Origin of the sequence: Avibacterium endocarditidis, from assembly GCF_965138825.1 — a bacterium.
GTDB classification, from domain to species: Bacteria; Pseudomonadota; Gammaproteobacteria; order Enterobacterales; family Pasteurellaceae; genus Avibacterium; species Avibacterium endocarditidis.
In genome coordinates, this window is the sequence record NZ_CBCSDH010000018.1 from 1 (window position 1) to 25,503 (window position 25,503).

The 25,503-nt window shown below is 42.5% G+C and carries 25 protein-coding genes; 10 read left to right on the top strand and 15 right to left on the bottom strand.

Features of this window, described 5'->3' with window-relative positions; translation table 11 throughout:
- The 9 genes from ACNAV8_RS09640 to ACNAV8_RS09680 form a co-directional block, all read right to left on the bottom strand.
- On the bottom strand, positions 1–293 hold a 293-nt coding region (locus tag ACNAV8_RS09640; protein ID WP_415777639.1), incomplete at its 3' end, for a GTP-binding protein.
- Between the two features lie 64 nt (positions 294–357).
- On the bottom strand, positions 358–2,460 hold the full coding sequence (fusA, locus tag ACNAV8_RS09645; protein ID WP_103854847.1) for an elongation factor G: 2,103 nt from the start codon (positions 2,458–2,460) through the stop codon (positions 358–360).
- Positions 2,461–2,565: 105 nt separating this feature from the next.
- Positions 2,566–3,036, bottom strand: coding sequence for a 30S ribosomal protein S7 (rpsG, locus tag ACNAV8_RS09650; protein WP_103853509.1), 471 nt, complete (start codon positions 3,034–3,036; stop codon positions 2,566–2,568).
- Positions 3,037–3,163: 127 nt separating this feature from the next.
- Complete coding sequence (rpsL, locus tag ACNAV8_RS09655) at positions 3,164–3,538, bottom strand: 30S ribosomal protein S12 (RefSeq protein ID WP_013745731.1); 375 nt, start codon at positions 3,536–3,538, stop codon at positions 3,164–3,166.
- A gap of 157 nt (positions 3,539–3,695) precedes the next feature.
- Positions 3,696–4,007, bottom strand: coding sequence for a DsrH/TusB family sulfur relay protein (locus ACNAV8_RS09660; RefSeq protein ID WP_103854848.1), 312 nt, complete (start codon positions 4,005–4,007; stop codon positions 3,696–3,698).
- Positions 4,008–4,040: 33 nt separating this feature from the next.
- Positions 4,041–4,403 carry a sulfurtransferase complex subunit TusC gene (gene tusC / locus ACNAV8_RS09665; protein WP_103853507.1) on the bottom strand — a complete coding sequence of 121 codons (363 nt, stop codon included), beginning with the start codon at positions 4,401–4,403 and terminating at the stop codon, positions 4,041–4,043.
- Complete coding sequence (tusD, locus tag ACNAV8_RS09670) at positions 4,400–4,780, bottom strand: sulfurtransferase complex subunit TusD (protein WP_415777640.1); 381 nt, start codon at positions 4,778–4,780, stop codon at positions 4,400–4,402. The genes tusC and tusD overlap by 4 nt, the downstream gene beginning before the upstream one ends.
- Positions 4,780–5,445 carry a helix-turn-helix transcriptional regulator gene (locus tag ACNAV8_RS09675; protein WP_415777641.1) on the bottom strand — a complete coding sequence of 222 codons (666 nt, stop codon included), beginning with the start codon at positions 5,443–5,445 and terminating at the stop codon, positions 4,780–4,782. Before ACNAV8_RS09675 ends, tusD begins: the two co-directional genes overlap by 1 nt.
- A gap of 75 nt (positions 5,446–5,520) precedes the next feature.
- Positions 5,521–6,225, bottom strand: coding sequence for an FKBP-type peptidyl-prolyl cis-trans isomerase (locus tag ACNAV8_RS09680; protein ID WP_415777642.1), 705 nt, complete (start codon positions 6,223–6,225; stop codon positions 5,521–5,523).
- A gap of 354 nt (positions 6,226–6,579) precedes the next feature.
- Between ACNAV8_RS09680 and ACNAV8_RS09685 the strand changes: the two genes are divergently transcribed.
- Positions 6,580–6,801, top strand: coding sequence for a SlyX family protein (locus tag ACNAV8_RS09685; RefSeq protein WP_103853504.1), 222 nt, complete (start codon positions 6,580–6,582; stop codon positions 6,799–6,801).
- Positions 6,802–6,873: 72 nt separating this feature from the next.
- Here ACNAV8_RS09685 and ACNAV8_RS09690 read toward each other — a convergent pair whose 3' ends face one another.
- On the bottom strand, positions 6,874–7,611 hold the full coding sequence (locus ACNAV8_RS09690; RefSeq protein WP_415777643.1) for a glutathione peroxidase: 738 nt from the start codon (positions 7,609–7,611) through the stop codon (positions 6,874–6,876).
- A gap of 131 nt (positions 7,612–7,742) precedes the next feature.
- Between ACNAV8_RS09690 and oxyR the strand changes: the two genes are divergently transcribed.
- Together oxyR and fabR are read left to right on the top strand one after the other, a co-directional pair.
- The gene (oxyR, locus tag ACNAV8_RS09695; protein WP_103855421.1) at positions 7,743–8,642 is read left to right on the top strand and encodes a DNA-binding transcriptional regulator OxyR; all 900 of its coding nucleotides are present in this window, start codon (positions 7,743–7,745) and stop codon (positions 8,640–8,642) included.
- 9 nt (positions 8,643–8,651) lie between these two features.
- Complete coding sequence (gene fabR / locus ACNAV8_RS09700; protein ID WP_103853501.1) at positions 8,652–9,272, top strand: HTH-type transcriptional repressor FabR; 621 nt, start codon at positions 8,652–8,654, stop codon at positions 9,270–9,272.
- 75 nt (positions 9,273–9,347) lie between these two features.
- Here fabR and def read toward each other — a convergent pair whose 3' ends face one another.
- Positions 9,348–9,857 (bottom strand): peptide deformylase, encoded by a 510-nt coding sequence (gene def / locus ACNAV8_RS09705; protein ID WP_103853500.1) that lies wholly within the window; start codon positions 9,855–9,857, stop codon positions 9,348–9,350.
- A gap of 153 nt (positions 9,858–10,010) precedes the next feature.
- Here def and ACNAV8_RS09710 point away from each other — a divergent pair, with 153 nt between their 5' ends.
- Positions 10,011–11,879 (top strand): DUF294 nucleotidyltransferase-like domain-containing protein, encoded by a 1,869-nt coding sequence (locus tag ACNAV8_RS09710; protein WP_415777644.1) that lies wholly within the window; start codon positions 10,011–10,013, stop codon positions 11,877–11,879.
- On the top strand, positions 11,876–12,595 hold the full coding sequence (locus ACNAV8_RS09715; RefSeq protein ID WP_103855418.1) for a 3'-5' exonuclease: 720 nt from the start codon (positions 11,876–11,878) through the stop codon (positions 12,593–12,595). Before ACNAV8_RS09710 ends, ACNAV8_RS09715 begins: the two co-directional genes overlap by 4 nt.
- Before the next feature lie 38 nt (positions 12,596–12,633).
- On the opposite strand, the gene ACNAV8_RS09720 is transcribed toward ACNAV8_RS09715, so the two are convergent.
- Together ACNAV8_RS09720 and serB are read right to left on the bottom strand one after the other, a co-directional pair.
- Positions 12,634–13,125 carry a YajQ family cyclic di-GMP-binding protein gene (locus ACNAV8_RS09720; protein ID WP_103855417.1) on the bottom strand — a complete coding sequence of 164 codons (492 nt, stop codon included), beginning with the start codon at positions 13,123–13,125 and terminating at the stop codon, positions 12,634–12,636.
- Positions 13,126–13,127: 2 nt separating this feature from the next.
- On the bottom strand, positions 13,128–14,087 hold the full coding sequence (serB, locus tag ACNAV8_RS09725) for a phosphoserine phosphatase (protein ID WP_103855416.1): 960 nt from the start codon (positions 14,085–14,087) through the stop codon (positions 13,128–13,130).
- A 113-nt stretch (positions 14,088–14,200) separates the two neighbouring features.
- Here serB and ACNAV8_RS09730 point away from each other — a divergent pair, with 113 nt between their 5' ends.
- On the top strand, positions 14,201–14,890 hold the full coding sequence (locus ACNAV8_RS09730; RefSeq protein ID WP_103855415.1) for a YtjB family periplasmic protein: 690 nt from the start codon (positions 14,201–14,203) through the stop codon (positions 14,888–14,890).
- 54 nt (positions 14,891–14,944) lie between these two features.
- Here the strand turns inward: ACNAV8_RS09730 and rpsT are convergent, their stop codons facing one another.
- On the bottom strand, positions 14,945–15,208 hold the full coding sequence (gene rpsT / locus ACNAV8_RS09735; protein ID WP_017805402.1) for a 30S ribosomal protein S20: 264 nt from the start codon (positions 15,206–15,208) through the stop codon (positions 14,945–14,947).
- Positions 15,209–15,485: 277 nt separating this feature from the next.
- Here rpsT and murJ point away from each other — a divergent pair, with 277 nt between their 5' ends.
- Genes murJ through ppx form a run of 4 tightly spaced genes read left to right on the top strand, consistent with a single transcriptional unit; the run spans position 15,486 to position 24,440 of the window.
- Complete coding sequence (murJ, locus tag ACNAV8_RS09740) at positions 15,486–17,057, top strand: murein biosynthesis integral membrane protein MurJ (protein WP_415777645.1); 1,572 nt, start codon at positions 15,486–15,488, stop codon at positions 17,055–17,057.
- Between the two features lie 60 nt (positions 17,058–17,117).
- Entirely contained in the window at positions 17,118–18,881 is a 1,764-nt protein-coding gene (tamA, locus tag ACNAV8_RS09745; protein WP_415777646.1) for an autotransporter assembly complex protein TamA, read from the top strand.
- Positions 18,882–18,890: 9 nt separating this feature from the next.
- Entirely contained in the window at positions 18,891–22,883 is a 3,993-nt protein-coding gene (gene tamB / locus ACNAV8_RS09750) for an autotransporter assembly complex protein TamB (RefSeq protein WP_415777647.1), read from the top strand.
- Positions 22,884–22,892: 9 nt separating this feature from the next.
- Positions 22,893–24,440, top strand: coding sequence for an exopolyphosphatase (ppx, locus tag ACNAV8_RS09755; RefSeq protein WP_415777648.1), 1,548 nt, complete (start codon positions 22,893–22,895; stop codon positions 24,438–24,440).
- 142 nt (positions 24,441–24,582) lie between these two features.
- On the opposite strand, the gene ACNAV8_RS09760 is transcribed toward ppx, so the two are convergent.
- Positions 24,583–25,494, bottom strand: coding sequence for a mechanosensitive ion channel family protein (locus tag ACNAV8_RS09760; RefSeq protein ID WP_103855414.1), 912 nt, complete (start codon positions 25,492–25,494; stop codon positions 24,583–24,585).
- Between the last annotated feature and the right edge of the window lie 9 nt (positions 25,495–25,503).

Below are 25,503 nucleotides of genomic sequence, written 5' to 3' on the forward strand. Positions count from 1 at the left end.
TGCGCCGCACCAGTAATCATGTTTTTAACATAGTCCGCGTGTCCTGGGCAGTCAACGTGTGCGTAGTGACGTGTTGGAGTATCGTATTCAACGTGTGAAGTGTTGATGGTGATACCACGTGCTTTTTCTTCTGGCGCGTTATCAATTTGGTCAAATGCGCGTGCCGCACCACCGTAGTGTTTTGCTAATACTGTGGTGATTGCTGCTGTTAAAGTTGTTTTACCATGGTCAACGTGGCCGATTGTACCCACGTTTACGTGCGGTTTTGTACGTTCAAATTTTTCTTTAGACATTTTTGATGTTTCCTTTAAGTAAAGTTCCGTAGCACATTGCTGTACTACGGAGTTTAATTTTCAATTATTTTTTACGTGCTTCAATAACTGCTGCTGCAACACTTGCAGGTGCTTCAGCATATTTCAATGGTTCCATTGAGTATGATGCACGACCTTGAGTTTGTGAGCGAAGATCTGTTGCATAACCAAACATTTCAGAAAGTGGAACTTCTGCATTGATTTTAACAACAAATTCGCTTGCTTCTTGGCCATTTACCATAGCGCGACGACGGCTTAAATCACCAATTACATCACCCACATACTCTGGTGGAGTTTCAACTTCCACTTTCATAATTGGCTCAAGTAATACTGGGTTTGCTTTGCTAAACGCTGCTTTAAATGCTAATGATGCAGCAAGTTTAAATGCTAACTCAGATGAGTCCACATCGTGGTATGAACCGAAGTGTAAACGAACACCGATATCAACCACTGGATAACCCGCTAATGGACCAGATTTAAGTTGCTCTTGGATACCTTTATCAACCGCAGGGATATATTCGCCAGGAATTACACCACCTTTGATTTCGTTGATAAATTCGTAACCTGGACCTTCTGGATCTAATGGATACAAGTCGATAACAACGTGACCATATTGACCGCGACCACCAGATTGTTTTGCATGTTTACCTTCAACATCGTTCACACGAGTACGGATAGTTTCACGGTAAGATACTTGTGGTTTACCGATATTCGCTTCCACTTTAAACTCACGTTTCATACGGTCAACGATAATGTCTAAGTGTAACTCACCCATACCTGAAATGATGGTTTCACCTGATTCTTCATCAGTGTGAACACGGAATGAAGGGTCTTCTTGTGCAAGACGACCTAATGCCAAGCCCATTTTCTCTTGGTCTGCTTTGGTTTTTGGTTCTACCGCAACAGAGATTACTGGCTCAGGGAATTCCATACGCTCAAGAATGATTGGTGCATCAACTGCACATAATGTATCACCTGTACCAACATCTTTTAAGCCGATTGCCGCTGCGATGTCGCCCGCACGAACTTCTTTGATCTCTTCACGTTTGTTTGCGTGCATTTGAACGATACGACCAAAACGCTCACGTTTATCTTTTACAGAGTTCAATACTGTCGCACCAGACTCAACCACACCAGAATATACACGGAAGAAGGTTAAGTTACCTACGAATGGGTCAGTTGCAATTTTGAATGCAAGTGCTGCAAATGGTTCATTATCATCTGCGTGACGCTCACCTTCAGTTTCATCAGGGTTGATCCCTTTGATTGAAGCGATGTCTGTTGGTGCTGGTAAGTAGTCGATTACCGCATCAAGCATTGCTTGAACACCTTTGTTTTTGAACGCTGAGCCACAAGTTACAAGAATGATTTCAGTATCTAACGCACGTTGACGTAACGCACCTTTGATTTCTTCTTCAGTAAGCTCTTCACCGCCTAGGTATTTTTCCATTAACTCTTCTGAAGCCTCTGCTGCTGCTTCAACAAGGTTTTGGTGCCATTCTTCACATAATTCAACCATATCTGCAGGAATATCATCATAGGTAAATGTCATACCTTGATCCGCTTCATTCCAGTTGATTGCTTTCATTTTGATTAAGTCAACCACACCTTTGAAGTTTTCTTCTGCACCGATTGGAAGTTGTAAAGGAACAGCATTACCACCTAAGCGAGTTTTGATTTGCTCAACAACGCGTAGGAAGTTTGCACCAGTACGGTCCATTTTGTTTACGAACGCGATACGAGGTACTTTATATTTGTTTGCTTGACGCCATACAGTTTCAGACTGAGGTTGAACCCCACCTACTGCACAGTAAACCATTACCGCACCATCAAGAACACGCATTGAACGTTCTACTTCGATAGTAAAGTCAACGTGTCCCGGAGTATCGATAACGTTGATACGGTGTTGTGGATATTGCTGAGACATACCAGACCAGAAAGCCGTTGTTGCCGCAGAAGTAATGGTAATACCACGCTCTTGTTCTTGTTCCATCCAGTCCATGGTAGCTGCACCATCATGCACCTCACCAATTTTGTGACTAACACCTGTATAGAATAGAATACGCTCTGTGGTTGTTGTTTTACCAGCATCAATGTGAGCACTAATACCGATATTACGATAGCGCTCAATAGGAGTTACACGAGCCATTATTATTTCCTTGTTTGGAATTCAATAAATTAAAATTTTAAATATGGATAAGGCTTCACCGCATAGCAAAATGTGATGAAGCCTAAAAATCGTTTGATTAACTGATTACCAACGGTAATGAGCAAACGCTTTGTTAGCTTCAGCCATACGGTGAACGTCTTCACGTTTTTTCACTGCTGCACCTTTGTTTTCTGATGCATCAGATAATTCATTTGCTAAACGTAAAGCCATTGATTTATCACCACGTTTACGTGCTGCTTCAACGATCCAACGCATACCTAATGCGTTACGACGAGCTGGGCGCACTTCAACTGGCACTTGATAAGTAGAACCACCAACACGGCGAGATTTAACCTCAACGGTTGGACGTACGTTTTCTAGTGCGATTTCAAATGCTTCTAAAGCTTCTTTACCTGTACGTTGAGCTAAAGTTTCTAACGCACCATAAACGATTGATTCTGCGATAGATTTTTTACCATCTACCATTAATACATTAATAAATTTCGCAAGTAATTCTGATCCGAACTTTGGATCTGGAAGAATTTTGCGTGGTTCAATACGACGACGACGTGGCATTGCAATTTCTCCGTTTTTTAATCTTCAGGATTATCCAAAACTCTTTGTGTAAGAGATCTTACGTTTACTGGAGTTTATGATAATTATTTAATTTAATTAGCGTTTGGCCTTACTTAACGGAGAACCATTAAGCTTTAGGACGTTTAACGCCGTATTTAGAACGACCTTGTTTACGATCTTTAACGCCGGCACAGTCTAATGCACCACGCACAGTGTGATAACGCACACCCGGTAAATCTTTAACACGACCGCCACGGATAAGCACAACGCTGTGCTCTTGAAGGTTATGACCTTCACCGCCGATATAAGAAGTTACTTCGTAACCATTTGTTAAACGAATACGGCACACTTTACGTAATGCTGAGTTCGGTTTTTTAGGTGTAGTTGTGTACACGCGAGTACACACGCCACGTTTCTGCGGGCAAGCCTCTAATGCAGGAACGTTGCTTTTTACAACCTTTTTCACACGCGGTTTGCGTACTAATTGGTTGATAGTTGCCATTAAAAAAGCTCCAGTTTAATAGTTGTTATTCATAAAAGAATGTTTACTTTTTGTTCTATCTTAGAATAGATAGACGTCGAATTTTAATCTTGGACACTAAGAATGTCAAGTCATAGAACAGGCAAAGGACAAAGTCTTTGTCTGATTATTAATTTGCTTACAACCCCACCTGCGGGAAATACCGCTCGGTCAGTGCCACAAAATCTTGCAGAGAAATCAACCGCACTTTGCTTTCATTATTTTCATCGCAATTAACAAAGTGCGGTGCGATTTCTTGTAGATTTCTGGCGTAGATGTCGTTCTCTAGCGCATAGCAAGGCGCGGTGAGTTGGGTGAAAAGTTCTTGGTGTTTGAAGGGAAGTAGCACGCCGTCTTGCCATAGCACAAGGCAATCTTGTTCAGTAAAATGGGCAAAATAGCGAGTGAGGGTTTGGCTGTCGTAATCAGCTTTGGCGAAGGTGTAAAGCATCATCATTTCCTGCAAAAAGAATGAAAAAGCACGCTAAAAAGTCAGTACTTTTTCTGCTTGTTGTAATTTTTCCATTAACGCCGCACGGGGCAATATTTCGCAATCCAATAGCCAATTTGCTTTTTCAAGATGTAAGGCTTGTACGGATTGTTGGCACAGGTAACGCTGTTCGATGTCGTATAATTCCAGTAATTTGAAAGGCTGGCTGACATTTTTCTGCAAGATTCTTTCGCTTTGTTGATTGGCAATGAGATTGAAAACCCCGTCATCAAGGAAAAACACCGCAATTTCACTTTCATCACAAAAGGCGGTGGCAGCAAGGAGCGCATCTAAGCCCTCGCGGCTAGCGGCCGTGCCATAAGGTGGTTGGGTAAACACAAAAGCCAGTTTAATCATAGGGTTATCACTCGATCTGCTTGCAGCACAGCTTGGCTAAACTCGCCCAATCCTGCTAACACAAAGCCTTCTGCCAGATTATTTTGCTGTTTATCTTTGCTCGTTAAAGCATCCACCACGCCACGGCGTTGTGAAGCCGCAATGCAAAGATGCAAAGGGATATGGTGCTGTTCACTCAAGGCTTGCCAATGTTGTTGTAAATTAAATTCATCATTGGCAGGATACGCAAAACCGTTGCCGTTACTTACACCATTTTGCATAAAAAAAACTTGGCTGATTTGATGCCCTTTTTCAAGCAAGGCGTGGGCGAGTTGATAGGCTAAAAATGCCCCTTGCGAGCCATAAACTGGCTGTTTTACCGCAATCACATAGCGCATTATTTCATCTCGTCTTGCTTGATTTGGCGAATATACAAATACACCGTATGGCGTGAAATATCTAGCCGCTCCGCCACTAGGTTGATGGCATCTTTGATGTCAAAAATCCCTTTTTCATAGAGCGAGAGCACAATTTGGCGATTTTTATTATTGTTTGCCACCAAGCGATCGGCGGTGATTTCTTGCACCGTTTGTTCGATGGTTTGGCTAACCAGTTCTTCCACCGAGCTGGCGAAATTCACTTCAGAAGCAGATTGTTGCTCCGCAGGCGGCATAAGGGCTTGGATAAATTGGGTTACCGGCACATCTAAATTAATGTTAATGCACAGCAAACCAATAATGCGTTTTTCTTGATTGCGAATGGCGATGGTGACGGATTTCATCAATGCCGTGCCTTTTGCGCGGGTAAAATAAGGCTTGGAAACATTCTCCGTTTGCATTGTTTTGAGCGATTTCAAGGCAAAATCGGTGATTGGTGATCCCACTTTGCGGTGGGTGTTATGCCCATTGGCAATGCAAATGGCAGAATGTTCAAAATCTTCGAGAGAATGTAGCACGATTTCGCAATGACTGCCGATTAATGCACTTACGCCGTCCACCACCGCCATATAGGAATTTAAAATCGCACGATCTTCATCAGTAAAAGGGCGTCTATCCGTTAGCATTGGGTTTATCTCAAAATGATGGAAAAATCCACCGCACTTTTCTTTCAATGGATACAAAGTGCGGTGGTTTTTTTCTTATTTTTTCTCAGGGGTTACGTCTAATACTTCCACATCAAAATAAAGGGTTGAGTTAGGTGGAATTGGGCCTGCGCCTTGTTTTCCATAGGCTAAATCCGCAGGGATAAGCAGGGCAATTTTGCCGCCTTTTTTCACTAACTGAAGCCCTTCTGTCCAGCCCTTAATCACTTGATTTAATTTGAATTCTGCTGGCTGGCCACGTTCTACGGAGCTATCAAACACGGTGCCATCGGCTAATTTCCCTGTGTAATGCACTTTGACCATATCATCAGGTTTGATTGCCGCACCTTCACCTGCTTTTTCAATGCGGTACATTAAGCCAGACGCAGTTTTTTTCGCGCCGTCTTTTTTCATAAAGTCCGCGGTGAATTTTTCGTTTTCGGCTTGTACTTTCGCTTGGCGCGCTTCATACACTTTGTCGCCAATCGCTTTTAATTTTTCTTGGATTTGTTGATCGGTTAAATCCCCTTTGCCCTCTAAAGCATCGTTCACGCCTTGTAATACGCGGGCTTTGTCGTAACTGATCACATCTTTTTGATCGTTGATTAAGGTTTCAAGGAATTGTTTTCCTGTGGCATACCCCACCACATAAGAGGCTTCATCATTGAATTTTTTATCCGCTGCTTGATCAGCAAAAACTGAGCCAGAAACCACCGCATTTAATGCAAGTGTGATAAGAGAGAATTTTTGAATTTTTAACATTGTTTATCATCCTTTATAATGAGTCGGAATGTTTGATAGGTTAAATTGTCTTGAGCAATTTAACAACCATTATTTAGGGTCTATTGATAATTCATTGTACATTTGAGTTATCGTTTAAAATTAGCGCAATCGCGGCGCACTTCGAAACTAAGAGTGGCTCTCTTAATGAGAAGTGCAACAAAGAGTGCGCTAATTTTAAACCTAACCCGAAGGGCTGGGGCTATTTTTCGTGATAACTGCGTTGAATGTGGCTCGTTTAGAATAACTAAATTTCACCACATTCGCCTTATTCTCACAAAAAATAGCCTCCAGCTCAAATGTATAATGAATTATCAACAGACCCAAGGATTATTTATGCAAATTCAACTTGAGCAAGCAAAACAAATTGCCGAATTAGAAACAAAAGTGGCATTCCAAGAACACGCCATTGAAGAATTAAACCAAGCCTTGGTGGAACAACAATTTATGCTAGAGAAAATGCAGTTGCAACTGCGTCATTTAGCCGCGAAGTTAAAAGATTTACAACCGTCTAACATTGCAAGCCAAGCAGAAGAAACCCCGCCGCCGCATTATTAACGGCATAAAAAAGGCTAATCACAAGGATTAGCCAAAGGTTTTTATAGGAAGTTTCTAATTTATGCTATGGAGTTAGTTTTGGTTTGCGAAGTATTTTTCTAAATCTTCGCTTCCACCGATGTACTCCCCACCGATGAATACTTGTGGCACGCTGGTTTTACCCGTGATCGCACGCACAGAGATGGTGCTTGCATCGCGGCCTAATACGATTTCTTCAAAGGTGTAACCTTTCACTTTTAATAAACCTTTTGCTTTTGCACAGAATGGGCAACCCGGTTTAGTGAAGATAGACACTGAAGGTTTTGCTTGCCAATCAGGTTTTAAATATTTGATCATTGTATCTGCATCAGACACTTTGAACGGATCGCCCGGCTCGTTTGGCTCGATGAACATTTTTTCCACCACACCGTTGCGCACAAGCATTGAATAACGCCAAGAACGTTTACCAAAGCCAAGGTCATCTTTATCAACAAGCATACCTATACCTTCAGTAAATTCACCGTTACCATCTGGGATTACTGTGATGTTTTCTGCTTCTTGATCTGCTTTCCACGCGTTCATTACGAAAGTGTCATTTACAGATAAACAGATAATATCATCCACACCTAAGGCTTTGAATTCGCACGCTAATTCGTTATAACGTGGTAAGTGTGTTGATGAACAAGTTGGGGTAAATGCACCTGGTAATGAAAATAACACAACCGTTTTGTTATCAAATAACTCTGAAGTGGTTACATCAACCCATTGATCGCCTTGACGAGTATGGAATGTTACTTGAGGAACTTTTTTTCCTTCCATTGTTGCTGTCATAATCTTTCTCCTATTGCGATTAAAATAATGATTTCTTATTGACGGGGTGAATTATAGTGAAAATCGTGATATAGTTACAAACGATTAATACCTATCCTTTTAATTGATTCTTTCTATAATGAGAGGAAATAATGAATATCCGAGATTTAGAATATTTAGTCGCACTGGCTGAACACAAGCATTTCCGCCGTGCCGCCGATGCGTGCCACGTTAGCCAGCCTACCTTAAGTGGACAAATTCGCAAACTGGAAGACGAACTGGGCATTATTTTATTAGAACGCACCAGCCGTAAAGTGCTGTTTACCCAATCGGGATTATTACTCGTGGATCAAGCTCGCACCGTGTTGCGTGAAGTAAAATTACTCAAAGAAATGGCAAGCAATCAAGGTAAAGAAATGACTGGGCCATTGCATATTGGAATGATCCCAACCCTTGGGCCTTATCTGCTGCCTTATATTATGCCTGCGCTAAAACAAGCTTTTCCTGATTTAGAGCTATTTTTATATGAAGCGCAAACTCATCAACTGTTAGAGCAATTGGAAAGTGGACGTTTAGATTGCGCTATTCTTGCCACCGTGCCAGAAACCGAAGCCTTTATTGAAGTGCCATTATTTAAAGAAAAAATGTTGCTTGCGATTTCCCAAGAGCATCCTTGGGCAAAAGAGAACAGTATTCCAATGGACAAACTCAAAGGCTGTGAAATGCTAATGCTTGATGACGGCCATTGCTTGCGCGATCAAGCGCTGGGCTATTGTTTCACCGCTGGGGCAAAGGAAAATCCCCATTTCCAAGCCACCAGCCTTGAAACCTTACGCAATATGGTTTCCGCCAACGCAGGAATAACCTTAATGCCAGAGCTTGCGGTGTTAAACGAAGGCAATCGCACAGGGGTAAAATACCTCCCTTGTGTGCCAGAACCCTCACGCACCGTGGCACTAATTTACCGCCCTGGTTCTCCATTAAGAATGCGTTATGAACGGGTGGCAAACACCATTAGCAATATCATCACCCCGATCCTTCAACAAAAATAAGAGGGCAAAATGGCAGGCGTTCGTGCAATTCAAAAAGAAAAAACCAGACGCGCGTTGATCAGTGCAGCGTTTAATCAGCTCAGTGCGGAGAAAAGTTTTTCCAATCTGAGCTTACGTGAAGTGGCAAGAGAAGCGGGCATCGCGCCTACCTCCTTTTATCGCCATTTTCGTGATATGGACGAACTCGGCTTAGAAATGGTGGACGAAGCCGGCCTAATGCTGCGCCAATTAATGCGCCAAGCACGCAAACGGTTGGAAAATGGCGGTAGCGTTATCGTGATCTCAGTGAATACGTTTTTTGAATTTATCACCCACAGCACCAATGTTTTCCGCCTATTATTGCGTGAAAGCTCCGGCACATCGCACGCGTTCCGTACTGCCGCCGCACGGGAAATTAAGCATTTTATTGACGAACTGGCAGAATATATTGCCGAACGCAATGGCTATTCCCGCCACATTGCTTATATTCAAGCAGAGGGCATTGTTACACTTGTGTTCACCGCTGGTGCGAATGCGTTGGATATGAATAAGGAAGAACGTGAGTTGCTTAAAGAACGGGTGATTTTACAACTGCGAATGCTCGCTAAAGGGGCGGCCTACGCCGCCCAAAAGGAAAAGCCCCTAAAATAAAGTGCGGTGTTTTTTTCGTAAATTTTTCTCATAAAAAACCTGCTTAAACGCAGGTTTTCTTTCTAATGGTAAAAATTAGGCTTTTTGTAGCTGTTTTTTCAACTTAGTGAGTTTGTCTTTCATACGCTGACGCTTAAGCGGAGAAAGATAATCCGCAAAGACAATGCCATTTAAGTGATCAATTTCGTGTTGGATACAGATCGCTAATAAGCCATCAGCGTTAAGTAAAAAATCTTTACCATTTTTGTCCAAGGCACGCACGGTTAGCTTTTCTTTACGCGGTACAAAGCCATTCATTCCGGGCAAAGACAAACAGCCTTCTTCAATGCCTGTTTCGCCAGAACTTTCGATAATTTCAGGGTTAATTAGCACAATTTGATTTTCTTTCGTACCTTCAATGTCGATCACAATCAAACGGCGATGTACATCAACTTGGGTTGCTGCCAAGCCAATGCCCTGCTCGTGATACATTGTTTCAAACATATTATCAATCAAAGTGTGTAATTCTTCATCAAATTTTTCCACCGGCTGCGCCACCGTTTTAAGGCGCTCATCGGGGTAAATCAACACATCAAGTAATGCCATAAATTCATTATTCCTTTGCTAAAAAAGTCGGCATAGTTTAACGATTTTCAGGAAAAACGCCAAGAAAAATGACCGCACTTTGCTTTTTAGGCTTTCATTCCGTAAAGATAAAGTTATACTAAACCCTAGCCGATCTTCAAAAAGGTGGAATAAATGGATACATCTCTCATTCCGAATATTGAGCTTTTTATTGCGACACTTTTCCCTTTTAATCAGCTCCCTTCTTCTTTGGTACAACGCATAGCAAGTCAGATTATGATTCGTTATATCCCTAAAGGGGAAGCGGTAATTGACGAACAAAGTGCGGTAGATTTTCTTTACATTATTCGTATTGGTGAAGTTGAACAAATTCATCAAGACGGTGAACTGCGGGCTAAGTTAGAACAAGGGGATATTTTCGGTTTCAGTATTTTTTCACCGCACGAAAAAGAAAAATATTGTGCTTATGCTTTAGAAAATAGTTTGATTTATCAAATTCCCTATCCTTGCTTAAGTAAAATATTGCAAGAATATCCTGAGTATGCTGCTTACTTTTCTCCCCGAACTAGCACAAGATTAACTAGTATTGCGCGCAGTGCAAATCTCAAGAATGATGATAATATTTTTATGAAAAAAGCTATTGAAGTAGCTAACCCTAAAGTCGCCCTTGTTGATGTAAACAGCACCATTCAACAAACAGCGCAAGAAATGCAAAAGCAGCGCCGTTCTTCCGCCTTAGTGCTGGAAAATGGAAAATTAATCGGGATCGTCAATGATCGAGATATGACTAAAAAAGTGGTCGCTATGGGGTTAGATATTCATCAATCTATTCGCCAAATTATGACTCCAAATCCTCCAACGATTGCGCCTTCCGACTTAATTCTTGATGCGGTGTCTTTGATGATGCAACACAATATTCGCAGTTTACCTATTGTCATCGATCAGCAAATTTTAGGGATTTTAACCGCAACCGATTTGGTGAGATATAACAGTATTCAATCAATTTTTATCATTAATCGCATTTTTCAAGCTAATACGTTACCCTTACTGATTGAAGTAGCGCAGCAACAAAAAACCTTGTTTATCGCGCTTATGCAAAACGGCACGCCTTATAACACCATTATGAAAGTGATGACCTTAATCGCAGATGCCTTTAACCGAAAATTATTGATGATGGCAGAGCATCAATTTGGCAAACCACCTTGTGCTTATGCGTGGGGGGTATCTGGCTCTCAGGCTCGTTATGAAATGCACTTATTATCAGATCAGGATAATTTCATTATTACCGAGCGATCGCTCAATGAAACGGAACAAGCCTATTTTGCTCAACTTGCCGAGTTTGTTAGTCGAGGCTTAGATTTGTGCGGTTATGCTTATTGTTCGGGAAACTTTATGGCCTCAAACCCCAAATGGTGCATTTCATTAACGCAATGGAAGGAAAATTTTAATCAATGGGTTCGTACTCCTGAATTAGAGAGCCTATTAAATACCAGCGTGTTAATGGATATGCGTGCACTTTATGGTGAAACGAATTTAGTTGAACAATTACAAGATCACATTACAGAATTAGTAAAGAATAATAAACGTTTTTTATCATTTTTAGTCGCAAATTCAACGAAAATCACCCCACCTTTGAGCATTTTCCGTAATTTTGTTCTGATTAAAGAAGGGGAAAATAAAAATAAACTCAATTTAAAAAAACGTGCTATTAGTTTACTGGTTGATCTTGGGCGTATCTACGCCTTGGCGGCGGGAATTTCCAATGCACTTTCTAGGGAGCAACGTTTTATTCGCTGCCAAGAATTAGCCTTGATTGACAAAACCACGCTAGATAATGCGCTAGGCGCTTACGAATGCGTGTGTGATATTCGTTTTAAATATCAACGAATTTCTCTGCAAAATCAGCAGCCGATCAGCAATCATATTGATCCCAGTGAGCTCACCACCTTTGAACGGCAGCATTTAAAAGATGTATTCCGTTTAATTGCACAATTCCAAGAAGCCGCCCAGCTTCGCTTTTCACAAAGAGGAATGATGCGATGAAAGGATTTTCTCAATTTTTTCAGCGTTTTCACCCTCTCAGCAAATTGCAACACACACGGCAACAATATTTAATGCACAAAGATTGCCCTGCTATTTTACAGCCTTTACTCCAATTTCCTTGCCCTAATATTGAAGATGAACTTGAAAAACTCGCTTACCTTGTGATCGATTTTGAAACCACTGGGCTTAATTCAATGATCGACAATATTTTAAGTATTGCAGCACTGCCAATTGATCACCTCCGCTTAGATCTCTCCCAAGCTTGGCATTTATTTATTGATGAACCTCAAGTCAATCCTGAAACGGTCGTAGTTAATCATATTTTGCCGCAAATGCTCAATGGTGCCGAACAACTCGATGAGGCGATGCACAAACTTTTTAGCCTAATGGCTGGACGAATTGTCATTGCCCACGGAGCCAATATTGAAAAGCGTTTTATTCAGCATTATCTTGCCACCCGCTATCAGATCACGCATTTTCCCCTCATTTGGCTAGACACATTAAAAATTGAGCGATCTTTTATGTCGCCACATACAAATGTCAGCCCCAATTATCAGCTCGCGACTATTCGCAAAAATTATAGCTTGCCTGATTACATCAACCATAACGCCTTAATTGACGCCATCGCCACAGGAGAACTATTTTTAGCACAGATATATAAACTTTTTGGTTCGCAAACGAAATATTTTGGCGAAGTCTATAAACGTTCTCTATAAAAAAAGCGGCTAATTTGCCGCTTTAGATAAGGTATTGGTTAATCTCTAAAATTATTAAACTGGAACGGCTGCCCTAATTCCGCATTTTTCACCAGTTGGATCACCGCTTGCAAGTCATCACGGGATTTTCCTGTTACGCGCACTTGATCCCCTTGAATTTGAGTTTGCACTTTGAGTTTGGATTCTTTGATCAACTTGGTAAGTCTTTTCGCCATATCCGTTTCGATACCTTGTTTCAGCTTAATTTCTTTGCTGAAGGTTTTACCGCTGTGTTCATATTCTGTTGGAATATCCAATGACGCAGAATCAATACCACGCTTAATGCACGCATTACGCAAAATATCCACCAGCTGTTCCACTTGGAAATCGGACTCACTGGCCACTTTAATGGTTTCGTTTTTTTCGTTTAATTCGATAGAAGAAGGCACGTTGCGGAAATCCCAACGGTTAGCTAAATCACGGTTGGCATTTTCCACGGCGTTACGCACTTCGTGCGCGTCTAATTCAGAAACAATATCAAATGAAGGCATAATTACTCCTCGTTTTTCATTATTCGGTCATTCGCACCTAAAATACATAATAGTGCGGTTAAGTCGGCAAAGTTTACCACAATTTGTGCCTGTTGTTGCACTTTCGGCTTGGCGTGGAATGCCACACCGAGATTAGCGACTTTCATCATTGGCAAATCATTGGCGCCATCACCAATGGCAACGGTGTTTTCCATTGGAATATGATATTGTTCGCTCAATTGACGCAACGTATTCGCTTTATATTGCGCGTCCACCACCGCACCTTGTACTTCACCAGTCAAAATGCCGTCCACAATCTCAAATTGATTGGAAACCGCCGCATCAAGCCCTAATTCTGCTTTTAAATAATCCGCAAAATAAGTAAACCCACCTGACGCAATGGCGGTTCGCCAGCCGTATTTCTGCAAGCCTTGAATGGTTTCCACTAAACCTGAAGTCAGCGGCAATTTTTCTCGCACTTGTTGCAAGATATTTTCCGGCGCGCCTTTTAGGGTTGCCACGCGGCGGCGCAGGCTTTGCTCAAAATCTAACTCTCCGCGCATGGCTTGCTCGGTGATTTCAGACACCAACTCACCTGTGCCAGCCAATTTCGCAATTTCATCAATACATTCAATTTGAATGGCAGTGGAATCCATATCCATCACTAGCAAGCCTTTTTTCTGCAAACGAGCGGAAAAATTGAGCAGCGCAATATCCACTTCTAATTGATGAGCATATTCTTGCCACTGTGCTTGCCAATTGCCTTGCAACAGCACCGCAAGGTTGCGGGCTTCAATCCAATAGTCAAAAAGCGTGAAATTTTCACCGCACTTTTGCTGAAATAGCTGCAATTTGGCCAAATCTAAGCTTTCGCCATAAAGCAAAAAATAATCCTGTCCTGCGGCAAGGGATTGCATCTGCTGCAGTGGGCAAGGCAGGCTTGGATACTGTTGTTGTAATTGCTTGAGATTTTGTGTTTGCATAGAAAATCCTGTAAATTATCGGCATTTTTACGATTTATTGTGCCGTGAACGCATAAATAGACTAAAATAACGCCTTATTCTAGCCTATTTTGCGAAATCTTGGGGAAAATAACGTGCAACTCATCAAAGAAAAAGCACTGAAAATCACGATGATTGTTATCATAATCTTATTTTGCCTTGGCATAATGGGCGTGATTTTATTCGGTGTGCAACAATTTAAACTGGGATCACAATTAGCCAGTGTCAATCAAGTAACGAATCTTTCCCATTTATTAGTGCGTCAGCAAGCCAATTTATTTTCAATGTTATTGATTAATAATGCAAAATCAGAACAGTTGACAGAAAACTTAGATAATTTTGTGAAAGAGGATTTTATCCTTGATGCATCGGTTTATTCTAATCGAGGTGAGCTGTTAGCACAAAGTTCCAATGCTTCATTATTACGTCTTCAATTAGGGCTTGATCAGCCCGTGGCAAAAGAAATCATCAATCAACAAATTGTTGAACCAATTTATTCTTCTGACGGCGTGGAAGGTTTTTTGCGCGTAACCTTTAATAATAAGTATGGACAAACCACGCAAAGTAAAATCAATCTGATTTTTAACCGTCTTTACGGTGAGATCATTATCGTGTTTCTTACGGGAACATTATTTGCCAGCTCCATTCATTATTTTTTAAGCCGTTATCGCCGAGTGAAACACAAACAACTTGAGCTTTCCCAGCCTGTTAAAAAGAAACAACCTCAAACAGCCAGTCGTTTAACCTATCACAGCAGACGCAGACGATTTAAAAATAAATCATAAAAAAACCGCACTTTTAAAGTGCGGTTTTATTTTTCTGAATTTTTTAATCTGAAATTACGCTAATTTTTTGATTTGAGCAGATAATTTAGATTTGTGGTTCGCTGCTTTGTTTTTGTGGATTAAGCCTTTAGATGCCATACGATCCACAACTTTTTGCATTTCTACGAAAGCGGCTTCAGCCACAGCTTTTTCACCTGCTGCTACAGCGGCGTAAACTTTTTTAATGTAAGTACGCATCATAGAGCGTTGGCTTGCATTGTGTTGGCGGCGTTTTTCTGATTGAACCGCGCGTTTTTTAGCTGACTTGATATTAGCCAAGGTCAAACTCCTAAAAATTTCTGTTAGTTTATGAGATAAATAAAGGCGTAAACTATGCCTTTCCGTTCCATAATTGTCAATAAACAATTAGCAAAATTTAGCTTGATTACTCGGTGAGACACAACCGAAAGTCTGCATCGTTCGCTGAAAATGCGGCTTTCAATGTAGCCCACCCAAACGATGTGGGCGAATTTTATCAGTTTTTTTGCCTAGAATATAGCTTAAAAACAAAATTTCTATACAATTAAGCCAAATTTTTCTTGATGAGAAAGCTATTTTGAGTAAACGATTATTAAAATCTGGCATTATTGTCAGTGCAATGACTTTATTATCGCGCGTACTTGGACTGGTGCGCGATGTGATTATCGCACAAATCATCGGCGCGGGGTTAAGTGCTGATGTGTTCTTGTTTGCCAACCGTATTCCTAATTTTTTACGCCGTTTATTTGCTGAAGGCGCATTTTCTCAAGCCTTTGTACCCGTTTTGGCAGAATACCAAAAAGCCGGCGATCTCAACAAAACCCAGCAATTTATCAGCAAAGTTTCCGGGACATTAGGCGGATTAGTCACTATCGTTACTGTCTTTGCGATGATTTTCTCCCCTGTGGTTGCCGCCATTTTCGGTACGGGCTGGTTTATTGATTGGCTTAATGATGGGGTAAACGGCGTGAAGTTTGAACAAGCCTCGCTGTTACTCAAAATCACCTTTCCTTATTTATGGTTTATTACCTTTGTTGCGCTGTCTGGGGCGATTTTAAACACGCTCGGCAAATTTGGTGTGATGGCATTTTCGCCTGTGTTACTCAATATTGCGATGATTTGCACCGCACTTTTTCTTGCGCCCTACACATCAAGCCCTGATCTTGCCCTTGCTATTGGGATCTTTATTGGCGGTTTGTTGCAATTTTTATTTCAGTTGCCTTTCTTAAAGCAAGCTGGCTTGTTGGTGAAACCAAAATGGGCGTGGAATGATGCAGGGGTAAAAAAAATCCGCACGCTGATGATCCCTGCCTTATTCGGAGTTTCCGTGAGCCAAATCAATTTACTGCTGGATACCTTTATTGCCAGTTTCTTGATGACAGGCTCGATCAGCTGGCTTTATTATTCTGACCGTTTGCTCGAATTTCCCCTTGGCTTATTTGGTATCGCCATTTCTACCGTGATCTTACCAACACTGGCACGCCATCACGTTAATCGCACAGATAATGCCGAACAAAGTGCGGTGGATTTTCGCAACACAATGGATTGGGGCGTGCGAATGATTTTATTACTCGGCGTGCCAGCGATGATCGGCATCGGCGTGCTTGCCCAACCGATGTTGTTAGTGCTATTTATGCGGGGTCAATTCCTCTTTTCTGATGTGCAAGCTGCTTCCTATTCCCTGCTTGCCTTTAATGCGGGGCTGTTGAGCTTTATGCTGATTAAAATTCTCGCCAATGGTTACTATGCCCGCCAAGACACCAAAACTCCCGTGAAAATCGGCATTATCGCAATGGTGAGCAATATGGCATTTAACCTGCTTGCCATTCCGTTTAGCTATGTGGGGCTTGCCATTGCTTCGGCGATGTCTGCCACCTTAAACGCCTATTTGCTCTACCGTGGGCTGGCGCAGGCAAATATTTATCATTTTAGTAAACAAAGTGCAGTGTTTTTTGTCAAAGTTTTGATAGCAGGGCTAGCAATGGGCGCTGTGATTTGGCACTATTGCCCAACATTAGAAAGCTGGCAACAAATGACATTTATCACTCGCATTCACTGGCTGGCTTGGCTTATTGCCCTTGCAGCATTGATTTATGGCGGCACATTATTGCTTTTAGGCATTCGCAAACGCCATTTATTACATTCATAAAAATAACGAAAAAAAGCACCGCACTTTATTTGAACCAAGGTTCAGCGAAATGGGAACAGTATGAAATTATTGCAACAAAAAAAACGCCATTTATTGCTTTATGCAAGCCTACTTACCGCTTGGAGTTTAAGCAGTATCAATAGTTATGCCGAACATACCGTGGATCTCAAAGTCATTGGGGTAAAAGGAGTAAAAGCCATTGAAAATGTGGATATTTACACCAAGATGATCGATCCTGAAGAAGCGGACGGCTCAGATCGCTATCAATATATTGTGAGTGAAGCCATCAAAAAAGCCTTGCGTGTTTACGGCTATTACAACATTAAAATTGATTTCCGCCTGCAACCTGCCAAAGGGGGCAAACGCCCTGTACTCATCGCTGATGTCAATGCTGGCAAACCTGTTTTGCTCACAGGAATGGATATTCAAATTCTGGGCCAAGCAAAAGACGATGAAGCCTTCAAAGCGCTAGATAAAAAACTGCCTAAACTTGGCGAATTGCTTTATCACTCCAAATACGAAGATTACAAAAGCGATCTGCAATCCCTTGCTCTGGCACGCGGTTATTTTGATGCAGATTTTGATGTTTCCCAATTATTAGTGCGCCCTTCCACTTATCAAGGCTGGTGGAAAATCACCTTTGATAGCGGCGAACGCTATCGCTTCGGCAAATTCACCTTTCAACGCTCGCAAATTCGTGAAGATTATTTGCGTAATATGATGGAAATTGAAGAAGGACAACCTTATCTCATCAATGATCTTTCCAGTTTTACCAACGATTACACCTCTACCAACTGGTTTAGTTCGGTGTTAGTACAGCCTAACCTTGATGAAGAAAATAAAATCGTTAATGTTGATGTGCTACTCACGCCGCGTAAAAAAAATGCAATGGACGTGGGGATAGGTTATTCCACCGATGTCGGCCCGCGCTTTCAATGGGGTTGGACAAAGCCTTGGATCAACAGCCGTGGGCATAGTTTCCGCTTTAATCTTTACGCCTCTGCGCCAAAACAAACGGTGGAAGCGGTGTATAAAATGCCACTGTTGAAAAATCCACTGCGTTATTATTATGAATTTTCCACCGGTTACGAACGGGAAAAAACTAACGACACGGAAACTTCATCAGGCACCTTTGCGGCGTTGCGTTATTGGAATCGCGTATCAGGCTGGCAGCACGCACTTGGGTTGCGTGTGCGTTATGATTCCTTCACCCAAGCGAATCACTCTGATCGCACTTGGCTGGTTTATCCTACCGCCTCCATCAGCCGAACCCGCCTAAAAGGGGGATTATTCCCAACTTGGGGCGATGCACAGCGTTTAACCGTGGATTTTGGGCATAAAATCTGGCTTTCTGATGCGAATTTCTTCAAAGTACAAGCGTCCAGCGCGTGGATTCGCACCTTTGCCGATAATCACCGTTTCTTAGTGCGTGGTGAGATCGGTTGGTTACAGACCAAAAATTTAGAGAGAATTCCGCCCGCACTTCGTTTCTTTGCCGGGGGCGATCGTAGCGTGCGCGGTTACGGCTATAAAAAAATCTCACCAAAAAATGCCGAGGGCAAATTGGTGGGTGCAACCCGTCTTGCCACGGGAACATTGGAATATCAATACCAAGTTTATGAAAACTGGTGGCTCGCCACCTTTGCCGACACAGGGCTTGCGGCGAACAGTTTCGATTTAGAAGAACTGCGCTACGGTGCGGGAATGGGCGTACGCTGGGCATCACCTATCGGCGCGGTAAAACTGGATATTGCCACCCCAATTCGAGATAAAGACAACAGCAAAAACGTGCAATTTTATATTGGTTTAGGTTCAGAATTATAGGCAACAACAATGACAAAACAACAGCAAGAGGAACACGCAACGCAATCTCCCCAATCCACAGAGCATCAAGCTCAATCTCCCGTAGTGAAGAAAAAACGCTCACTATGGAAAATACTGCTGTGCTTAAGTGCGGTGATTTTTTTGCCTATTTTTGCCTTGCTCGCCACCCTTGCCACTAGCCAAGGTCAACGTGGACTTATCCAACTGGCAGATAAGTTTATGGACAACCTTTCTATTGAACATGTAGAAGGCGGTTTGCAAAATGGACTAACCCTGCATAAGGTCAAATTTCAGTCAGAAGGCGTGGATACCCAAATTCAGCAAGCCCATTTGCAACTGGATTTATCTTGCTTGCTGAAAGCTAAAGTTTGCCTGCAAGATCTCAGCATTCAACAACCACACATTCATATTGACACGGCAAAGCTGCCGCCTTCGGAAGAAAAGGACAACGATCCTAGCCCAATGAAGAAAATTCATCTGCCTGTGGCGGTGCAAGCAGATAATGTGCAAGTGCAGGATTTAGCTTTAACCATCGATCAAACGCAGATCAATTTAGCCCATTTTTCCACCGCACTTAGCCTAAACAATGAAAACGGTTTTACCCTTGCGCCAACGCAGATTAATGATTTGTTAGTACAAACTTACAGCTCTCCAGAAGAAGACAGAAACGCACAAAAAACGGAAAACAAAGCCGCTCAACCAACAGGGCAAGTCATTGATTGGCAACAATTAGAACAACGCCTTACCCCAGCTTTGCTCGGCAATTTAAACAAAATTGAGCTGCCTTTTGATCTCCATATTACGGATATTCAAGGCAAAAATTGGCAATATCAACAGCATTTCGACAGTGCAAATCAGGCGCAAGATAATGCACAAAATAAGGCACCAAAAACTGAAACCGCGCCTGCCCCTGCACAACAAATTGAGGTGGCCTCTTTGCAAATCAACGCAGATGCCACAGGCAATCAAGTGCAGCTGCACAACCTGAATATCGCCAGTTCAGTGGGAACACTAGCAGGGCAAGGCACAATGCAGCTGGACGAAGATTTCCCCCTTGATTTTCAGTTAAACAGCCAACTGAAAGGCTATGCGCCATTGAATATTCCACAGGGCGATCTCAGCCTACAACTTTCAGGCAAACTGCGCGGGCAAACGCAGCTTCATTTGCAAAGCAAAGGGGATATTAATGCGGAACTGGTGGGCAATGTGGCTCTTAACCAAGAAAAAACGCCCTTTGATCTCAAACTAACCAGTAAAAGCTTGCAATATCCTTTTGATAAAAAAGAAAAAGATCCGCTGAAAGTACAAAATTTAACGCTCAATCTAACTGGCGATTTGCTGGCTTACCAAGCGCAACTGAATGCTGATGTTTCTGGAATGAGTACGCCAAAAACACAAATTACCAGCCAAATTAACGGCAAACTCTGGCAGGCGAACATCATACAATTTCAGCTTAACACCTTACAAGGCAAAGCGAATTTAAGCGGTGAAGTAAACTGGCAAAAAGGCGTGCAATGGCAAAGTGCGGTGGATTTTTCACAATTAAATATCACTCAATATTTGCCTTCAATGCCTGCTGTGCTGTCTGGTCATTTCAGCTCGCAAGGGCAAGTTGATGGGCAAAATTGGACAATTGACGTCCCTGATTTAGACATTAACGGCACGCTTTCTCGCCAGCCATTAAGCTTAAAAGGTAAGCTTAGCGCAGACAACAACAAATGGCTGCAAGTGCCAAATCTGTTGCTTAATTACGGTGAAAATCACATTGCAATGCAAGGGGAAATCAGCCAGCAATCGGATTTATCCCTTGATATTCACGCACCGAATTTGCGTGGATTGCTGCCTGAACTTTCCGCCACCCTATTTGGCTATGCAAAATTGAAAGGGGACATTCGTGAGCCAAATTTAAATGTGGATTTAACAGGCAACAACATTCGCTTCCAACAATTACAGCTGAATAAATTCGCCATTAAAGGGGATATTCGCTCGCAGAAAGTGATTAGCGGTGATTTAAACGCCAATGTAACAGGTTTGAAATATGCCGATGTGGCAATTAACCAAGCGACCCTTGCGTTATCGGGTGATGAAAAAAATCACCAATTACAGCTGCAATCACAGGGTAAACCAGTGGCAGCCAATTTAAAAATTGCAGGAAATTTCGACCGCTCTTCGCAAATCTGGAAAGGGCAAATTAGCGGTGTGGATATTCAATCCCCAGTGGGAAAATGGCAAACTAATCAAGGCGTTGCGGTAACTTATAATCAAAACAAAATTGAAGCCGCGATTTCCGCACATTGTTGGTTAAACAGCGATATTGAGCTATGTTTCCCCAAAAATTTCACCGCAGGGAAAAACGGCGAAGTGCCATTCCAAGTGCGTAAATTGGATTTAGCTTTAATCAACAAATTATTGGATAAAGAACAGAACCCAACGCAAATCAAAGGGCAATTACAAAGTCAGGGAACGGTGGCGTGGTTTAGTGATAAACCACTTAAGCTCGATGTGCAAGTGGCAGGCAATCATTTATCAGTAGCGCAGAAAATTGATTATCGCACCTTCAACCTTGCTATTCCGAAAGTGGACATTAAAGCCCAAATGGAAAACAACAATCTGAATTTGGATTCCGCCATTGATTTAGTGGAAAATGGCCGAATTACCACTGCACTTAAATTGCAAGATTTGGCGAAATCTCGCACCCTAGGCGGCAACATTAGCATTCAGCACTTAAATCTCAATTTAGCCAAACAACTGCTTTCAAGTGGCGAAAAAATCAATGGCGAAATTGCTGCAAATCTTACCTTAGGCGGCAATCTCAATGCACCGCTTATTCACGGTAATTTTGATGTTAATCGCTTAAGTGCCACAATGAAATCCCTGCCATTCACCATTAAAGACGGCAATTTATCTATGCGTTTTGCCGGCAATCGTTCCACCTTGCAAGGCTATGTGCAAAGCCCTGAAAGCCGTTTAGATATTACTGGCGAAGCGGATTGGAAAGATGTAGAACACTGGAACACGCGTGTGCAAGCCAAAGCGGATCGCTTTAATGTGAATATTCCGTCAATGGCAAAATTAAAAATTAGCCCAAATGTGGAACTCACAGCCAATCCAAAACTGCTTGATATTTCTGGTACGGTAGATATTCCTTGGGCAAGAATTGCCATTGAAGAATTGCCAGACAGCGCCGTTGCCGTAAGCGGTGATGAAGTGATTTTAGACGGCCCAGACAAAACCAAAGTGGGGTTAAAAAACGGTGAAATTAAAGCGCGTACAAAAAGCGGTATGGAAATTCGTTCCGATCTGAAAATTAATATCGGTGATGATGTTACCCTCAACGCTTACGGCTTAAACACCAGCTTAAACGGCTTGCTTTCAGTCAAACAAGACAAAGGCAAACTGGGTTTATTCGGGCAAATTTACTTGAAAAATGGACGCTATGCCGCTTATGGGCAAGACTTGCTAATTCGCAAAGGACAAATCAGTTTTTCTGGCTTGCCATCTCAACCAATGCTGAATATTGAAGCCATTCGCAACCCAACGGCAATGGAAAACAGCAATATTACCGCTGGGGTGAAAGTGATCGGCATTGCCACTGCCCCGCAAGTTACGGTGTTCTCCGATCCTGCTAGCTCGCAAGATGAAGCCCTTTCCTACTTGCTAACAGGGCGTTCGCTAGAAAATAGCGGTGAAGCAGGCTCGGGCGGTTCAATCGGGGCGGCACTGCTTGGAATGGGCTTAGCGAAAAGCGGTAAATTAGTCGGCGGTATCGGCGAAGCCTTTGGTGTGCGAGATCTCAGCCTAGGCACGCAAGGGGTGGGCGACAGTTCCAAAGTTACGGTGAGCGGCAACATTACACCACGCTTACAGCTCAAATACGGCGTAGGCTTATTTGACGGCTTAGCCGAATTTACGGTACGCTACAAATTGTTACCACAACTTTATTTACAATCGGTTTCGGGCGTAAATCAGGCCTTTGACCTACTTTATCACTTTGATTTTTAGGGCAATTTTATGAATAACGAAAACCTTCTAGCCAAAGCCTCTGATTATTTACATCAGCGTGGTGAAGCGCGTGAAATCGCCGCTATTGATTTGGGTTCAAACAGCTTTCATATGATCATCGCCCGCATTATCAATGGCTCAATCCAAGTGCTTTCACGCCTAAAACAGAAAGTGCAACTGGCTGAAGGCTTAGATGAGAACAACCAGCTAAGCCAAGAAGCCATTGCGCGCGGAGTAAATTGTTTAGCGCTTTTTGCAGAACGGCTGCAAGGATTTCCTGCCGAAAATGTCAATGTGGTAGGAACATTTACCCTACGAACCGCGGTAAACAATGAAGCATTTTTACGCCAAGCGGAACAGGTTTTCCCTTACCCAATTAACATTATCAGCGGGCAAATGGAAGCCAAAACCATTTACGCTGGGGTTTCTCACACTCAGCCTGAAACAGGACGAAAATTTGTGGTGGACATTGGCGGTGGCTCGACAGAAATGATCATCGGTGATGATTTTCATCCGCTCATTGCAGAAAGCCGTCATATGGGCTGCGTGAGCTTTGCCAAAAAATTCTTCCCGCAAGGTGAAATTTCTGCCGAAAATTTTCAGCGTGCCAAACAAAGTGCGGTGAATAAAATTGAAGATTTAGCCTTTGAATACCGTAAATTAGGCTGGCAATCGGTGCTGGGTTCATCAGGCACGATCAAAACCGTCTATCAGGTGATTGCGGCAAATCTTGATACTAATGGCATTATCACCGCAGCCCGTTTAGCGCAACTCAGTGAAAAAGTGCTACAAGTCAGCCATTTTGACGATCTGCATTTGGACGGCTTAAACGAAGATCGCGCCGATGTTTTCGTGCCGGGGCTGGCTATTCTCAGCGCGGTATTTGAAGTGTTCGGCATTGAACAAATGCGTTATTCAGACGGCGCATTGCGTGAAGGCGTGATGTACAGCCTAGAAAAAAACTTCCAAGTGAGCAATATCCGCCAACGTACCGCTCTTGCCCTTGCCGAACAATTTAACCTTGATATGGCGCAATCTGAGCGAGTCCATCAAAGCACTCAACGCCTTGCCGCACAATACGGCGCTTGGCAAAACAGCCAACTACAAGATGAAATGGTGGACATTCTCCTTTGGGCGGCACGGCTGCACGAAGTGGGCATTGTAATCAATCATAAAGGCTTGCAAAAGCATTCCGCCTACATTCTGCAAAATATGGAGCTACCAGGCTTTGATAAAGAGCAACAACGCCTGCTCACCACCTTGGTACGTTACCAAATCAACAATATTAAACAGGCTGATTTTGCAAAATTTTCTCGTTATGCCGAGCAAGATATTCTCGCCCTTGTGCGTTTGCTGCGCTTAGCCATTTTGCTGAATAAATCACGTCAAGCCAGCGTATGGAGTGAAAAAATTTCACTAAAAATCGACCGCACTTTAGCGCAATGGACAATCCAATTTGAGCCAAGTTATCTGCAAGAAAACCCGTTAGTGAAAAGTGATCTTATCAACGAAAGCAAATGGTTGAAGGAATTAGATTTAGGTTTGAATTTTGATTAATAAAGAACTGAAATGTTGTGAAGCCCCAAACTCTCTAACTAAAACGCCACGTTAATATAATGCTGAAAACGTTTCTAAACAAAAGTGCGGTGAAAAATTTGTGATTTTTTCACCGCACTTTGCTTTTTTGCTGACTAAAAAATTACTTCTGCCCCACTTTCAATTCCGTGTTTTCAGGTAAATGAATATTCATTTGTGGGAATGGGATTTCGATGCCAGCTTGGTCAAAGGCGAGTTTGACTTTTTCCGTAACATCAAAATGCACTGCCCAGTAATCCGCGGTGTTTACCCAAGGGCGAACCACGAGTTGTACGCTGTTTGCGGCGAGTGCGCCCACTGCAATGGTGGGTTCTGGGTCTTTCAACACGCGTGGGTCTTGCGCCAAGATGTTTGCCACAATAGCTTTCGCTTGTTCAATGTTAGATTTGTAGGCAATATCGAAAATAAAGTCGATGCGGCGTGTGGCGTTGCTGGAATAGTTGGTAATGCTGTCGCCAAACACTTTGCCATTAGGAATAAGTACTGTTTTGTTGTCCGCAGTACGCAGTTCAAGCACTAATAAACCGATTTGTTCCACAGCACCTAACACGCCACCTGTTTCAATTAAATCGCCTTTGCGGAAAGGTTTGAAGATTAAAATCATCACACCTGCGGCAAAGTTTTGCAGCGAGTTTTGTAAGGCTAAACCAATCGCTAGACCCGCTGCCCCAATTAATGCGACAAGTGATGTGGTGTTAATGCCAAGCTGTGAAAGTGCGGCGATAATCACCATTAATAGGAATAAGAAATAGCTAATTGACGACACAAAACTGTGCAGCATTTCGTCTTTGGTAGAATGTAACACGGCTTTGCCAAGCAAGCGGCTAAGCAAGCGTGCGATACTTTTACCGATTATATAAATGGCAATCGCAAGCAGAATTTTTGTGCCATAAGGGATCACATAATCATTCAAGAGCGTGTTCATATCCATTGAATGAACCTTTTCAATCAACGCTGAAGTTTGCGCTTGAATATCCACTGTATTTTCAGCGGCTTGAGCATTTTCAGTTGTCATAAACTTTCC